This is a genomic window from Paenibacillus sp. GYB004, from assembly GCF_036577605.1.
GTDB lineage: Bacteria > Bacillota > Bacilli > Paenibacillales > NBRC-103111 > Paenibacillus_AB > Paenibacillus_AB oceani.
In genome coordinates this window covers 97,808-113,672 of the sequence record NZ_JARBDB010000033.1, presented here as the reverse complement: position 1 = coordinate 113,672, position 15,865 = coordinate 97,808, and the positions used below count along the sequence as shown (strand labels likewise).

Below are 15,865 nucleotides of genomic sequence, written 5' to 3'. Positions count from 1 at the left end.
ACTTCACAGCGCATAAAGATCTTGGCTCAGCTATTCAAGCTTATCTTCGTTGGCGGAATAAAAACAAACGTCATGCGGCTATTCTACGTGAGCAAAACAAGATCAAGGTTATCTGATGGGGCACTAGTATGCTTTGATTTGTCATTTTATCATTGATAATGATTATTATTATTGTTGTGATAGGGAGGATGAACCGAACCGAAAGGATTGAAGCGTAATGTCAAACGAGCAAACGTTAAGCCTTCGCCGGGATCGGGGACGACGAGCATCTCGCAGGGTTGCTGGCAATCGGCTTTCCGGATGACCGGTTCCATTCCCGCGGGCAGGCGGGAGAAGCGGCAGCTAACCCTGAAATTGAAGTTTAGTGATGAGCTGATTTGAATTGAATATTTAATGAAGATTTCAACATGCTTTAATCCCGCTTGCCGGCCGTCTCCGGTACAATGGAGTTGCTCCCGTAAGGAGGAGAACCTTCATGAATCATCGCATGTTATTTATAAATGAATCGCTGCTCGGCAAAAGACTGCGTCAAGATATGTTCTCGCAGGAAGGCGCTCTCGTGCTGCCGGCCGGGACTGTTCTGAATAAACTTCACTTGGAAACGATAACCGGTCACGGACTGAAGCTTCCTGTAGACGAGGTGGAAGAAGTCGGACCGTATGCCGATCTGTCCGCCGGAGGCTCGCATCACGCGGAGATCGAAGAAGCGGTCGGCATCGTCCGCGAAGCGTTCGAGCAGATGCGTCTTTCCAGACAAATCCCGCTCGCCGGCATTCGCAGCCGGGTCATTCCGCTGATCCGTTCGTCAACCGGGCAACTGCACCTGTTCCAGCTGCTGGCCACGCTGCAGGCGAAGGACGATTATTTGTACCGGCACAGCGTGGCGGTCGGGGCGATCTCGATGCTGCTCGGCAAATGGCTGGAGCTCGGCGAGGCGGAACTGCTGCAGTTGACTACTGCCGCGATCCTTCACGACGCCGGCATGACGCAGATAGCGTCCGAACTGCTGATCAAACCGGAGAGACTGACCGAGGACGAGTACGATACGATGAAGCGCCATACGCTGCTCGGGTACGACATGATCAAGAAGACGGTTGGGGCGACACATCGGCAGGCGGCCGTAGCGTTACAGCATCATGAGCGGATCGACGGCAGCGGTTACCCGTTCGGACTGAAAAGCGGCAAAATCGACCTGTTCAGCCGCATCGTAGCCGTCGCCGACGTTTTCCACGCCATGTCGTCGAAGACGGAATACCGCAACCCGTCGCCGGTATACCGGGTGCTCCAGCAGATGGAGAGCCATGCGTACGGGACGTTTGATCCAGCCGTCGTAGCCGTTCTTATCCGGAAATTTATGCAGGCGCTGCTCGGTTACAAGGTTATGCTCACGGACGGAACGGAAGGCAAAATCGTCCTGATTCATCCTCACCACCAGACGCGTCCTCTCGTTCAGACAAACGACGGTTTCATTGATTTAAGCAAAGACTACAACATTCAGATCGAGCAGGTTCTGGCCCGTCACGAGACGGAGGCAGAGTTCAACCTGCAAGCAGCGGCTCCCGGCAGCGGATCTTGATCCGAACCGGGAGTTTTTGCGCTTTACCGGCTAATCCGGTATGATGATAGCAACCATTTTCTAGGAGGGGGGAGAAGAGATGGTGGACGATCGCTTGTCCCGCCCGGTCCTGTGGGCATTAATCGTGTCAAGCGTCCTCTGTGCGGCGATGGTCGGACTGCGTATCGCTTATACGGGCGAGGGGACGTTCAGGTGGCTGATTGTTCCGAATCTGCTGCTGGCCTGGATTCCTCTCGCCGCATCCCGCCTCGCTTGCCGCTCGTTGGCCGGAGGCCGCAAGCCCGGACTGCTTGCTGCAGTGTGGGGGCTTGTCTGGCTCGCTTTTTATCCGAACTCTTCTTATATCGTGACGGATCTGATTCATCTGAGCTGGGCGAGCGGTAAGACGACCTTGTACTTCGACTTGTCGGTTAACATGCTGGCCGCGATGCTGGGCTGGTTTCTCGGGACGATCTCGTTGTACGGACTGCACCTGGAGGCGCTCCGGCGCGTCGGACCGGTTGCGGGTCATCTGTTCGCGGCGGTTGTCTTGCTGCTGGGGGCGGTCGGCGTTTATCTGGGACGCGTGCTGCGCTGGAACAGCTGGGATCTGGTGACGCGCCCCTGGAGGATCGTGGCCGATTCGCTAGAGATCGTGCAGCGGCCGGATGCGCTGCTGTTTATACTCGCATTCGGCTTGTTTACGGGAGCCGTGTACGCCATTTTTTATCATGTGGCGAGACCGCCTCGGACAGGACGATAAGAAGACTGATAGCCTGCCAAAGCGCGCTTTACTTCGCCAAGTCGGTTCTCTATAATGGAAAAAAAGATAGGAAGGCGATTGTTCCAAGCGTCAGCACCCCGTTCGGGGTGTTTTTGCTAGACGAAAGCGAATGGAGGACGGATGACTCCCGAACGGTTTCGCAGGAACAATCGCGGGCGAACCGGAAAGCTGGTTATCGGCACCAGACACTCGTATATAAAGGATGGAGAACAAATGAGAGAGTATAAACAAACAGTGGCGGCTCTGGTTGCTTCGGCGATGGAAGGCTTGGACGCCGCCGCGATCGAGTCGATGCTGGAGGTGCCGCCCAACGCGGAGATGGGCGATCTGTCGCTCCCTTGCTTCAAGCTGAGCAAAGCGCTGCGCCAATCGCCGCAGCAGATCGCGGAGCGGCTCGCAGGTTCGCTGCCGCAGCATCCTTCGATTGCGGAGACGAAAGCCGTATCGGGATACTTCAATATATTTCTGGACAAACGTACGTTTGCCGCAGGTGTGCTCCGTGCGGTAGAGAGTGACGGAGAACGGTTCGGAGCGAGCGAGCTGGGCAAAGGCAAAACGATCGTGATCGATTTCTCCTCGCCGAATATCGCCAAGCCGTTCCACGTCGGCCATTTGAGATCGACGGTGATCGGCAACGCGTTGTACCGGATTCACCGGTTCCTCGGCTATGATTGTGTCGGGATTAACCATCTGGGCGACTGGGGAACGCAGTTCGGCAAATTGATTACCGCCTACAAGCTGTGGGGGGACGAGCGTCAGGTCGAGGAAGGCGAGATCGAAGAGCTGATGCGGCTGTACGTGAAGTTTCACGATGAGGCGGAAGCGAGACCGGAGCTCGAGGACGACGCGCGCGCCTGGTTCGTCAAGCTGGAGCAGGGCGACGAAGAGTCGCTGCGGCTGTGGCGCTGGTTCAAGGAGATTAGCTACAAGGAATTTAACCGGATCTACGGGCTGCTTGGCGTCACGTTCGATTCAGATGCGGGCGAAAGCTTCTATAACGACAAGATGGGCGCGGTCGTCGACGAGCTGAAGGAGAAAGGGCTGCTGGAGGAAGACCAGGGCGCTTATCTCGTCCGGCTCGACGAATATAACATGGCTCCGGCGCTTATTTTGAAAAAAGACGGGGGCACCCTGTATCATACGCGGGATATAGCGGCTGCGCTGTACCGCAAAAAAACGTACGATTTCGACAAGGCGATTTATGTGACCGATTATGCGCAAAATCTGCACTTTGCCCAGTGGTTCAAAGTCATCGAGCTGATGGGCTACGACTGGGCGAACCGGCTCGTGCATGTGGCGTTCGGGCGCGTCAGTCTCGAAGGCGTCCGCTTCGCGACGCGCAAGGGCAACGTTGTGCTGCTGGAAGATTTGCTGCGCCAGTCGATTGACAAGACGCGGGAAATTATCGACAGCAAAAACCCGTCGCTCGAAAATAAAGACGAAGTCGCGCTGCAGGTCGGCGTCGGGGCGGTTATTTTCAACGATTTGAGCAACAACCGGATCAAGGACATCTCGTTCTCCTGGAAAGACGTGCTCAACTTCGAAGGCGAGTCCGGTCCGTACGTGCAATACACATATGCCCGCGCACGCAGCGTTCTTCGCAAGGCGGAAGCGGCCGGCGGTGGTCTAGCGCCTTCGGTCGAAGATATCGACGCGGCGCTGCTGGACAACGCGGAAGCGCAGCAGGTGCTGAAGGAGCTGGCGGCGTTCCCGGATAAAGTGATGCAGGCGATGGAAAAGCTGGAGCCGTCGGTCGTCAGCCGCCATCTGATCGATATCGCGCAAAGCTTCAACCGGTTCTACCACGAATGTCCGATTCTCGTGGACGATCCCGGGCTTCGTGCGGCGCGCCTTGCGCTTGTGCGCTCGATGTGCACGGTGCTGCGCACCGGCATGAGCCTAATCGGCATGCAGTCGCCGGAGCGCATCTAGCTTGCCTTTGCCGCAATGTCTTCCTGAGCAAGAAACGGTGATCACGCAGGCCATTACAGGGGGTAAGCCAGGGTGACTTGCTGAGGCTAAGCATGGCTCTCCTGCTTTATTTTGTACAAACAGCTCCAATGATTGAACAGTCGGCCCCATTTGCGGGGCCTTCTTTTGTTTTTTTCGGACACATTTATTAATAACACGAGGAGCTAAAACTTTTGTTGCTTACAAACGCACGTTCTGGTAATCTTTGTGTGGGAACAAATGTTTGGGATTCTTTTAACTTGCTCCAACGAACCCGGATGTTCCCCGTTTCGCCGTAATCTTTCGTTAAAGTAGGAACGGCGGAGAAGCTTCGACTTAAGTCGTAAAACGACTCGATTACATGTTGTTTATCAAAGATTTTTTCCCTTTTCGGATCGGCGCAGACGTTGTATGATTGGTGTTATGTACCAAAAAAATTCCAATTTGCAGGGATTTGGAGAGATGATGAGGACACTTCCAAACGAAATGGTAACCGTACTTGCGCAGAACCGGAGAACGGCGGACGAGATCGTCTACTGGATGGTCTGCGACCGGACGACGGAAGGCAGCTTCGTGGATACGTACTTGCTGCTCAGCCGGGAATCGTTGACGATTGTGTCGAGCGGCGGGCAGCCGTCCCAAGAGAAAAACTACAAAGGGTTCGTCCGGAAACAAAAGGACAAAGCATCTCTGAAAACGGTCTCATCCGGACCGTGGACGATGGAATCGATCCGGCTCGATCAACTGGATGCCGTGTCGGTCGTCAATCTTGTCGCTTCGGGGATGATCGTTGTCAAGGAGGAGGGGAAGGAAAAGGTTGTCGCCGCTTTTACGAACGAGCATATGAGCCGGGCGGCGAAGCTGACCACGCTGTTCAAAAAGCTGAAGAACAACGAGGAGATCGACAGCCAGGAATTGGCGGAAGAGGAATCGGCCTCTTGTCCGAAGTGCGGGATGATCTACCCGGATAAAGGCCGGAAGGTATGCCCGAAGTGCATCAAGAAACATGCGATCTTTACGAGACTGCTGTCGTTTGCGGGGAAGTACAAGGTTTCGATCTTTTTCATCGTCCTGTTTATGCTGCTGAACTCGGGCACGGGACTTGTCATTCCTTACTTGCAGGGGACGGTCCTGTTCGATCAGGCGCTCGGAGGAGAAGGGACGTTCGCCGGGAAAATCGGTCTGGTCGTCCTGCTCATTGTCGCCTTTCGCACGTTATCGCTGCTGTTCGGCGTATTTTTCGGAATGATTATCGCCAAAACGGCGGCCCTCGTATCGTTTGACCTGAAGTCCAGCGTGTTTTCGTCCATGCAGCGGCTGTCGCTTAACTTTTTCCAGAGAAAGCAGACCGGACAGCTGATGACCAGGGTGAACAACGACGCGACCGAGCTCCAATATTTCTTCGTTGACGGGCTGTCGTATTTTATCGTCAATGCGATGAATATTATCGGGATTACCGCCATATTGCTTGTTATGGACTGGAAGCTTACACTGCTATGTTTCCTGCCGCTGCCGATCGTCTTTTATATCGTCCGCAAAGTGTTTCCGAGGCTGTGGAGGCTGTCGTGGAGAAGGCACCGGAAGGTGAGCGCGCTGAACTCGATCATCAGCGACACGATCCGAGGGACGAGGGTCGTCAAAGCGTTCGGCAAGGAGCAGCAGGAGATAGAGCGCTTCCAAAAAGCGAACCTGTCGTTCTCGCACGCCGAGCAGACGGTTAACAAGATGGGTGGAACCGTATTCCCGGTACTGAACCTATTGACGCAGACAGGCGGAATTCTCATCTGGGCGTTCGGCGGCTGGATGGTGATGAAGGATCAGTTTACGTTCGGTCAAGTGCTGACGTTCGTCAATTATATGTATATGCTGTACGGCCCGATTCAGTTTATGAACAATATCGTCAACTGGTGGTCCCACTGTATGTCGGCGGCCCAGCGCATCTTCGAGATCCAGGACGCGGTTCCGGAAGTGGCGGAGAAAAAGGACGCCGTCGAGCTGACCGAGATGAAGGGCGATATCGTCGTCCAGAACGTCGTTTTCGGCTACGAGCCGAACAAGGCGATTCTGAAAGAGGTGTCCATGCAAGCCAAGCCGGGCCAGATGATCGGAGTCGTCGGCCATTCCGGAGCGGGCAAATCGACGCTCGTCAATCTGATCTCCAGACTGTACGACGTCAATGAAGGCGAGATCCGGATCGACGGCATCAATGTGAAAGATATGACGACTGCATCGCTTCGCAAACATATCGGCATCGTCTCGCAGGACGTCTACGTGTTCTCCGGCAGCATCGCCGAGAATATCGCTTACGCCGATCCAGAATGCACCGTAGACGATATTATTTATGCGGCGAAGATCGCCAACGCCCACGATTACATCGAGAAGCTGCCTGACGGCTACGATACGATTATCGGCACAGGGGGGTACAATTTGTCCGGCGGCGAGAAGCAGCGGCTGTCGATCGCGCGCGCGATCCTTCATAATCCGAAGGTGCTAATACTCGACGAAGCGACGGCTTCGCTGGATACGGAGACGGAGCTGCAAATCCAGGAGGCGCTCGATTCGCTGATCAAGGGCAGAACGACGATCGCGATCGCGCACCGGCTGTCCACGCTGAGAAATGCCGATTACCTGGTCGTGATGGATCACGGCAAAGTCGTTGAAGCCGGGACGCACGATGAGCTGATGGCGAAAGAAGGCACCTATCACGGTCTTGTGAAAAAGCACGATGAGGCATTGAAGATGAAAGAGGTGGTTATCGCATGACGACTACGACTACGGCTGCGGTTACGGAAGCAAGCCCGGAGGAGGAAAAAAAGGAAGAGGTGCCGATAGGCCAGGAGCAGAACGGGAGCAAAGAGTCGGATCTCGCCGATGCGGCCAAGATCCGCTACTTGACGAAAGACAACGCCTCGTTCAAGAAAACGCCCGGCAATATGCTGACGGTAACCGTTGACGGCGAAGAAACGCCTTCCGTGTACGTGCATTGTTCGTTCCCGCATACGAACAAGCGGATCTACATTTCGATCCGGACAATTGAGAATAAAGAAATCGGAATGATCCAATCGCTGGACGACTTTCCGAAGGAGACGGCCGATCTGCTTGAGGAACAGGTGAAAATCCGGTATTTCGCTCCCGAGATTACGAAAGTGGTCAAGATCAAAGAGGAATTCGGCTACTCTTACTGGGAGACGGAAACGACCGCCGGGCTTTGCCGGTTCACCGTACGGGGCGGCGGAGGCAATGTGAAGCTGGTATCGGAAAGCCGGCTGCTCATCTCCGATGTCGACGGCAACCGGTTTATCATCCCCGATCTGGAGAAGCTGACCGATAAGGAATACCGCATGGTCGAGATGTGCATGTAGGCAAACGCAAACGCACTTCCTAAGAAAATCGGAGGCTGAAATGAACTTAAATTATACGCTCTCGCAGCAGGATATGCATGCCGCCCAGCATGCCGTCGGGGAGCCTATCGCCTATTGCGTCCCTGCCGACCTGTCTTTGAGCGGACAGCGAACGCCGGGCTATCTGGTCATCGGGACGGAGAAGTGGGCTTATGTCGAGCAAGGGCAAACTCTCTCCAGCGGCGTAATCTCGTCAGGAACGGAATACAAAATCGTCCCGCTGATCGGCAATGCCGTGCTCGAAACGGTGGAAAACGGCACGAAGCGGATCATCGTCCGGGTGACGATGCAGCATGCCGCCAGATACGGGTATATCGCCAAAGTTTTGAACGACATGTCGGCCAAAAACAAGATCCGCATCTACAATAACGAGGAGGAGGCCATCTGCGTCAAGTGCGGAGGGCCTCTCATCTCCGGCACGAGAGTATGCCCGAAATGCATGAGCAAGGCGGCGGCGTTCAAGCGGCTGCTCGGAGTATCCAAGGCGCACTGGCCTCTGCTCGGCCTCGGTCTGGTCGTCTTGTTCATCTCCGCCGGACTGGCGCTGCTCGGACCGTATTTTCAGAAGGTGCTGATCAACTCGGCTTTGCAGCCTCCGGAAGGACAAACCGGGAGCGTCCCGATGTTTTTCTACGCTCTCGCGGGGATGCTGGCCGTCCTCGTGTTCGGCGAGCTGCTCGGGATTGCCAAAAGCCGGATCATGGCCGGTGTCAGCTCGGGCATCGCAGCGGATCTGCGGAAGATGGTGTACGACAAAATCCAAAACCTGTCGCTCGGGTTTCTCACCTCGCAGCGGGCCGGAGATATGATGAACCGGATCTCGTCCGATACGGACCGGATTCGCCACCTGATTCAGGAGCTGTGTACGACCGCGATCTTCCAGCTGATTATGCTAGCGTCGGCCACGTATCTGCTGTTTCATGCCGACTGGAGACTTGCGCTTGTTGTGCTGCTGCCGGCGCCGATCGTAGCGGTTCTCCATATGTACATTTGGAAATTCGTCATGTGGAAGCTGTTTCACAAGCAGTGGAGAATCTACGACAAATCGAGCACCTTCCTGCATGACGTGCTGAGCGGAATCCGGGTGGTTAAGGCGTTCGGCAAGGAAGAGACCGAGATCCGCAAATTTAAAAAATACAACGGCGATTTTATGCGGGCTTCGATCAAAACCGAAAAAGTGTTCAGCATTTTGTCGCCCGTAACCAACTACTTGATCCAGCTCGGACAATATCTGGTCTTGATGATCGGCTGTACGATGATATTGAATAAGCAGATGTCGCTCGGGGAACTGATCCAGTTTACGATGTATGCCGGGATGATCTTCGGCCCGATCTCGTGGCTGATGTTTATGCCGAGATGGGTGGCAAATGCGGTTATCTCGGTGGACCGCGTGTTCTCGGTGATCGACGAGCAGCCGGAAGTGCTCGATACGGAGTCTTCGGTCAAACATCCGATCCGTGGCTCGATTCAGTTCCAGGACGTCATCTTCGGCTACAAATCGTATGAACCGGTGCTGAAGGACATTAACTTCGAGGTCAAGCAGGGAGAGATGATCGGTCTCGTCGGACATTCCGGCTCAGGCAAATCGACGCTGATCAATCTCGTATCCCGGTTTTACGACGTGACGGAAGGGCGCATTCTGATTGACGGCATCGATATCCGCTCGATTCGTCAGGAAGAGCTGCGCCAGCAGATCGGCGTCGTCCTGCAGGAGACGTTCCTGTTCAGCGGCACGATCTTCGACAATATCCGGTATTCCAAGCCAGACGCGACGTTCGAGGAAGTGATCCAGGCGGCGAGAGTGGCGAATGCCCACGACTTTATTATCCGCCTGCCAGACGGCTACGATACGAAGCTGGATGAGAACGGCAACAATTTGTCCGGCGGAGAACGGCAGCGGCTTGCGATCGCAAGGGCGGTGCTGAACAATCCGCGCATCCTGATCCTGGACGAAGCGACGGCCTCGCTCGATATCGATACGGAGACCGCGATTCAGGAAGCGCTGAAGCGGGTGACCCGGAATCGGACGACGATTGCGATCGCCCACCGGCTTTCCACCCTGCGTAATGCGGACCGGCTGCTCGTGCTCGAGAAAGGGAAAATCGCCGAGATCGGCACGCACCATGAGCTGATGGAAAACAAAAGCATTTACTACAAACTCGTAACGGCGCAAAGAAATATGGCGAAGCCGAAAGCGGGAGCCGAGGAACGAGCGGTGTAGGACGTTTGGTTGGTGTCGACCGACCGCCGTCTCTCGTCTCTCAGGCTGCAACGCAATGCCGCGCTACGGGACGCATGGGGAGCAACTCGCGGTGCGATAGATCGGTCCGGCGTACGGCTACTATCAAGTACAACACAAAATAGAAGCGGAAGAAATGAAGGGTTAGTCCCAAAAGTGTTCGTCTGACCGGGGGTCATCCCCATTTTCAAAACGGAAGGACCTCAAATTCCACTGTAACGTGGAGGCTGAGGTCCTTTTTCCTTGTGGAATCACCTGCAACGGCGGTATGAACTTTTACCTAACCTGATCTTCGATCTGCGCGGAACATGTTCCAGAATGGGGCATTCGTCCTGATCTGGGTCATTCGATAAAGAACTGACACTCGAAAACAAGCTTTTTTTATTTCCAGGGAAATAAATGATAGGCTATTAGTCGCATGATATCGTGTTCCGCACATAATTCGACGTTTTTCTGCAGGATAATAAAATAGTTGTTGCTTTTTTTCGACAAGCCTACTATACTGGCATTGAACATAATTACTTCACTGAACATATGTTCATTCGAATCAAACTATGGCAGGATGGAGGTGAGCGCGTGAGCGATATTGGAGAGGAGAGAACCCGGCTGCTCGTCAAGGTCAGCAACCTGTATTACAACGACGGGTTGAACCAGCAGGAAATCGCAGACCGGTTAGGCATATCGAGACCGCAAGTAAGCCGGATGTTAAGCATGGCGAGAGCCGCAGGCATCGTGCAGATCAAGATCAAGAACCCTTACTCGGAGGAGCAGCAGTACGAACGGGCGATCGCCGAGACGTTCGGCATTCACGATGTAAGCGTTTTGAACGTCCCGGATGCCGATCCGAGAACAATCGAGACCCAACTGGCCCGTGCGGGCAGCGCGCTGCTTGAATCGGCCTTGAAGGATCATGATATCGTTGGTGTAATGGCAGGACGAAGCATTGCCGCTATTGGAAATGAAATCGGTTTCGTTCAGCGCAAAGGACTGCAGTTCGTCCCGCTGGTCGGAGGCTGGGGCTCCGAAGGGGCGCCGTGGCATGCCAACTCCAACGCCCGTTCGCTTGCAGAGAAACTGAAGTCGAAATATCGGCTGCTTAACGCTCCGGCAGTCGTCGCTTCGAAGGAAGCGAGAGACGTGTTCGTCAGCGAACCGGAGATTGCCGACGTTTTCCGGATGGCCGGCAAAACGAATATTGCGCTGGTCGGGATCGGACAAGTTTCGGAGCAGGCGACGATCGTCCAATCCGGATACTTCAGCAAAAGCGACATCGAAAACGTACGCAGTCTGGGAGCGGTGGCGAGTTACTGCACTTCCTTCCTGGACGAAAACGGCAAGCTGGTGCCCTACGACCTCGAACAGCGGATGATCGGGATGACGGCAGGCGAACTTCGCAAGGTGCCTAATGTAATCGCGATTGCAAGCGGCGAGGAGAAAGTGCCGGCGATATGCGCGACGCTGCGCGGCCGCTGGATCGACGTATTGATCACCGATATGGAGACGGCCAAGCTGGTATTGAAGTGGCATAACGAGCATCCGGTTAAACTATGACGGACGGAGAACCCGTCCTAACATTTATTCGAGATCCGAAAAGGGGAGTTGTACGAATATGAAAAAAGTCCGTTTCGTAATGGCAGCCATAATATTGACGCTTATCCTCGGGGCTTGCTCCAAGGGAGGAAGCGAAACCGGCGGCGAAAGCGGTGCGAAGCCGGAAGGGAAACAGAAGACGGTAGCGATCCTGACACCGTACCTCTCTTCGGTAACGACGAATGAAATGGTTGAGAAGCTGAAAAAAGGCATGACGGAGAAAAACTGGAAGGCGAACGTTGTCGATACGAAAGGCGATATGGGCCAACTGGCGAGCCGGATGGAAGATTTGATTACTTCCAAGGTCGATGCGTTTGTTATCGTCAGCACCGATCCGAATCAACTCAAAGCCCAAATCAAAAAAGCGGCTGACGCTAAAATTCCAGTATTCGGAAGCGACTCCGGCTACATTGAAGGCATGACCATGAATGCAACGAGCGACAATAAAGCGATGGCTAAAGCAATTACCGAGCATTTGTTTGCACAGATGGGCAACAAAGGCAACCTGGTCGTGCTGACTCACCGTCCGCATCCGGGCGTTCTGGCAAGAACCCAGCTTCTGGACGAAATGCTGAAGCAAAACCCGAACATTAAAGTTATCACCGAGCAGCAGGTTCAAGTTCCGGGTCCGATCGAAAACGCGCGCAAGCAAATGGAAAGCTTGCTGCTGGCCAATAAAGACGAAGGCTCGATTACAGCCGTATGGACGGGCTGGGACGAAGCCGCAATCGGAGCCGCTCAGGCAATCGAAGCGGCGGGCCGCAAAAATATTATCGTAACCGGAATCGACGGAACGAGCCAGGCGATCGATATGATTCAGAAAGGTTCTCCGATCGTAGCGACGATCAAGCAAAACTTCTCGGGTATGGCGGATATCGTCGTTGAGCAGATCGGCAACGTATTTAGCGGCCAGCCGGTGAAGGACAAAGAAATGTATGCGCCCGCTTCGCTTATTACGAAAGGCAAATAAGTTAGGGGGAGATGCGCGTGGCCTTGCTTGAAGCAAGAGGGATCGATAAACGGTTTGGCGCGCATTACGCGCTGTCGGGCGTATCGCTGGCCATCGAGCCTGGCGAAGTGCACGCGCTCGTAGGCGAGAACGGTGCCGGCAAATCGACGTTTATCAAAATCGTAACAGGCGTATACAAGCCGGACGGCGGCGAGCTGTGGTGGCAAGGGAAGCAGGTAACCGTGCCTGACCCGAAAACCGCACGCGAGCTGGGCATCAATGTCATCCATCAGGACCGTCAGCTCGTTCCGGCTTTTACGGGACTTGAAAATTTATATTTGGGGCTTCCGTATCCGAAGCGGCCTTTCGGTCTCGGGGTACGGTGGGGAGAAATGCGCGAGAGGGCGAGCCAGACGGCCGCCCGGCTCGGCATCGAAGTGCCCCTCGACGTGCCGGCCAGCGATATGTCGCCTCCGGAGCGGACGATGCTCGAAATTTTGCGGGCGATGATGCTCGAATGCCGTTTGTTGATTCTGGACGAACCGACGGCGGCGCTGACCGACCGCGAGGCCGAGCTGCTGTTTTCGCTCATCGGCAGACTGCAGTCGCAAGGAACGGCAATCGTGTACGTCTCGCACCGGATGGATGAAATCTTCCGGTTGTCCGACCGGATTACGGTGCTGCGTAACGGCAAGCTCGCCGGAACGTTAACGAAGCAGGAAGCTACGCGGGACAAGCTGATCGCGCTGATGACGGATGGCAAGGCAAAGCCGGCCGGAGACGGCTCCGTACAGGCGGCTCCTCGCCGGGCATCGGCTGCAACGGCTGGGCCGGTTATTTTGCGGGCGGCCGGCATAGCTACGGCCGACGGCAGAGTGAAACGGGCCAGTCTGGAAGTGCGCGGCGGGGAAGTCGTCGGGCTGTTCGGTCTGGCGGGAGCGGGCCGTACGGAACTGTTGGAAGCGGTTTACGGCTTGCGCCCGCTGGCGGCTGGCGAGCTGGCGGTAGCCGGGGAGCGGGTACAGAAGCCGGCGCCTAAGAAATCGCTTAACCGCGGGATCGTCCTGATCCCGGAAGACCGTCGCGGTCATGCGCTTATTATGGGCATGACGATCCGCGAGAACATGACGCTGCCGGTGCTGAGCTCGTTTTCCGACGGAGTCCGAATCCGTGCCGGAGCGGAGCGGTCAAGCGTCTCACGCTGGATGACTTCGATGAACGTCAAGGCGGCCGGAGCGGAGCAGCCGGTGGGCGAGCTGAGCGGGGGCAATCAACAGAAGGTCGTGTTCGCCAAGGCGCTGATGAGCGAGCCAAAGCTGTTTCTGTGCGACGAGCCGACGCAGGCCGTCGACGTAATGACTCGCGAAGAGATTCATCGTCTGCTGCGCGATCAGGCCGATAACGGACGCGGCGTATTGTTCGTCTCGTCGGATTTGCAGGAAGTGCTGGAGATCGCCGACCGGATCGTCCTTATGCACGGCGGCGAGACGATCGCGGAGCTTCCGAACGACGGAGTCCGTCCCGAAGATGTGCTTAAGCTGATCTACAACCAAGAGAAAGGAAGTGAGTCCAAGCATGGATCAGTCTAATTCCAGCGGGCCCATTGCAGCGGCTGCCGCTAAGCGGAACGCCTTTTCGTTCGGCAAACTGATGCGCACGTACGGCACCGCGATTGCGGGGCTGCTGATCATTATCGTCTTCAGTGTGCTTAGTCCGGACTCGTTTGCTACTTGGGGCAATGCAGTTAATATAAGCAGGCAAATTTCGTTTCTTGTTATTATCGGAATCGGCGCCACCATCGTAATGTCGGTTGGTGAATTCGACCTTTCGGTAGGCGCGATGGCCAGCCTCGGCGGCGTTGTTGCCGCGAAAATGGCGGTTGCCGGCGTTCCGATCTGGGTCGCCCTGATAGCTCCGATGCTGATCGCCTTCGCGATCGGTTATATCAACGGATTTCTCGTTACCCGTTTCCGCGTCCTATCCTTTGTTACTACGCTTGCGATGGGTACGATACTCGGCGGGTTTACGTTCTGGCTTACCGGAGGGGCAACCGTGTTCGAGAACATTCCGGAATCGTTCGGCACCGTCGGCCAGTCGGAGTGGCTCGGACTGCCACTGTTGTCGCTTATCATGCTGCTGATCAGTATTTTGTTCTGGCATGTGATGAATAACAGCGCGTTCGGCCGCAGGCTGTATGCGATCGGCGGCAACGAAGCGGCATCGCGGATTGCCGGGGTAGGCGTTGCCCGCAACAAAAACATCGCGTTTGCGCTGTGCGCGATGCTGGCCGCCCTAACGGGCGTGCTGATGGCTTCGCGTCTCGGCTCGGCTCATCCTACCGGGGGCGCCGGATTGTTTTTGCCCGCTTATGCGGCGGCATTTTTAGGAATGACGGCTTTTAAGGAAGGCGTTCCGAACATATGGGGAACGTTTATCGGAGCTGCGATCATAGGGATTTTGGCGAACGGTCTTACGATACTCGAGGTGCCGACGTTCATGCAGGACGTCATCACGGGATGTATCGTCATCGCTGCGGTGATCGTCCAGCGGTTAGGGCGTGGCGGACGTTGAATCGTTCAGGAGCGGCGTTTATCAACCAGAATAACACCGACGCGTGGCGGAAAGCTTCGTCCGCTGGCGAAGCGTTGCTCATCGGCTATGTGGTCGCCGGAGACCCGGATCTGGATCGTTCCCTCGAGATCGCGGAAGGAATTGTTGCCGCGGGCGTCGATATCCTGGAGATCGGGGTGCCGAGCTCGATGCCGAAGCTGGACGGGGAGATTATCCGCCGCGGGCACCGGCGGGCGCTCGGCAATCCGGATTCGGACGGCGGGATGCTGCCGGAATCGTATTGGACGGAGCTGCGGGAGCGGGTCAGCGCGCCGATCTGGGCGATGGGCTACCGGTCGGAGCTGGTCGGAGCCGGTCTTCACCGGATGCTGGCCGAGCGGCGTCTGATCGACGCGCTGGTGCTCCCTGACTGCAGTCTGGCCGAGCAGCGTGAAGTGAGCGCCGAGCTGGAGTCGCTGGGGAGCGGCATCGATGTGATTCGTTTCGCCCATTCGGGCATGAGCGAGGAGCAGCTGGCGGACGCGACGGACGGAGCGACGGTTGTTTATGCGCAGACGTACCGGGGCTCGACCGGCAATCCGCTGGCGGAGCTCGGCAATCTGAACACGCTGTACGGCAAAGTCCGCCGTCATACGGATGCGCTCATTGTCGCGGGCTTCGGTCTCCGTTCCGTCCAGAAAGTCCGCGAAGCGGTCGAGAGCGGCTTCGACGGTGCCGTCGTAGGAACGGCTCTTGTGGCCAGATGCGAGCAGGGCGAGCTCGATTATTTGTATCGTCTTATCGCCGACATGAAGATGGAGACGAAGCGAAAGGCTGGGATGTAGCG

Annotated in this window: 11 protein-coding genes; all 11 read left to right on the top strand. The window is 55.8% G+C overall.

Annotation, left to right across the window (positions count from 1 at the left end):
- Positions 1 to 475: 475 nt before the first annotated feature.
- The 11 genes from PV433_RS14510 (at position 476) to PV433_RS14460 (ending at position 15,863) form a co-directional block, all read left to right on the top strand.
- Positions 476 to 1,576 carry an HD-GYP domain-containing protein gene (locus PV433_RS14510; protein WP_332072805.1) on the top strand — a complete coding sequence of 367 codons (1,101 nt, stop codon included), beginning with the start codon at positions 476 to 478 and terminating at the stop codon, positions 1,574 to 1,576.
- 79 nt (positions 1,577 to 1,655) lie between these two features.
- Entirely contained in the window at positions 1,656 to 2,318 is a 663-nt protein-coding gene (locus PV433_RS14505; protein ID WP_332072804.1) for a DUF1361 domain-containing protein, read from the top strand.
- A gap of 234 nt (positions 2,319 to 2,552) precedes the next feature.
- Positions 2,553 to 4,271, top strand: a complete 1,719-nt coding sequence (gene argS, locus PV433_RS14500; RefSeq protein WP_332072803.1) for an arginine--tRNA ligase — start codon at positions 2,553 to 2,555, stop codon at positions 4,269 to 4,271.
- A 480-nt stretch (positions 4,272 to 4,751) separates the two neighbouring features.
- Positions 4,752 to 7,052, top strand: coding sequence for an ABC transporter transmembrane domain-containing protein (locus PV433_RS14495; RefSeq protein ID WP_332072802.1), 2,301 nt, complete (start codon positions 4,752 to 4,754; stop codon positions 7,050 to 7,052).
- Entirely contained in the window at positions 7,049 to 7,651 is a 603-nt protein-coding gene (locus tag PV433_RS14490; protein ID WP_332072801.1) for a DUF1854 domain-containing protein, read from the top strand. The genes PV433_RS14495 and PV433_RS14490 overlap by 4 nt, the downstream gene beginning before the upstream one ends.
- 40 nt (positions 7,652 to 7,691) lie before the next feature.
- Positions 7,692 to 9,911: an ABC transporter ATP-binding protein gene (locus PV433_RS14485; protein ID WP_332072800.1), complete on the top strand. Its 2,220-nt coding sequence runs from the start codon at positions 7,692 to 7,694 to the stop codon at positions 9,909 to 9,911.
- A gap of 594 nt (positions 9,912 to 10,505) precedes the next feature.
- Positions 10,506 to 11,480, top strand: coding sequence for a sugar-binding transcriptional regulator (locus tag PV433_RS14480; RefSeq protein ID WP_332072799.1), 975 nt, complete (start codon positions 10,506 to 10,508; stop codon positions 11,478 to 11,480).
- 58 nt (positions 11,481 to 11,538) lie between these two features.
- The gene (locus PV433_RS14475) at positions 11,539 to 12,489 is read left to right on the top strand and encodes a sugar ABC transporter substrate-binding protein (protein WP_190932514.1); all 951 of its coding nucleotides are present in this window, start codon (positions 11,539 to 11,541) and stop codon (positions 12,487 to 12,489) included.
- Positions 12,490 to 12,506: 17 nt separating this feature from the next.
- Positions 12,507 to 14,057 carry a sugar ABC transporter ATP-binding protein gene (locus PV433_RS14470; RefSeq protein WP_332072798.1) on the top strand — a complete coding sequence of 517 codons (1,551 nt, stop codon included), beginning with the start codon at positions 12,507 to 12,509 and terminating at the stop codon, positions 14,055 to 14,057.
- The gene (locus tag PV433_RS14465; protein WP_332072797.1) at positions 14,044 to 15,039 is read left to right on the top strand and encodes an ABC transporter permease; all 996 of its coding nucleotides are present in this window, start codon (positions 14,044 to 14,046) and stop codon (positions 15,037 to 15,039) included. Before PV433_RS14470 ends, PV433_RS14465 begins: the two co-directional genes overlap by 14 nt.
- A complete protein-coding gene (locus PV433_RS14460) occupies positions 15,036 to 15,863 on the top strand; it encodes a tryptophan synthase subunit alpha (protein ID WP_332072796.1) in 828 nt (275 codons plus the stop codon). Before PV433_RS14465 ends, PV433_RS14460 begins: the two co-directional genes overlap by 4 nt.
- Positions 15,864 to 15,865: the final 2 nt, after the last annotated feature.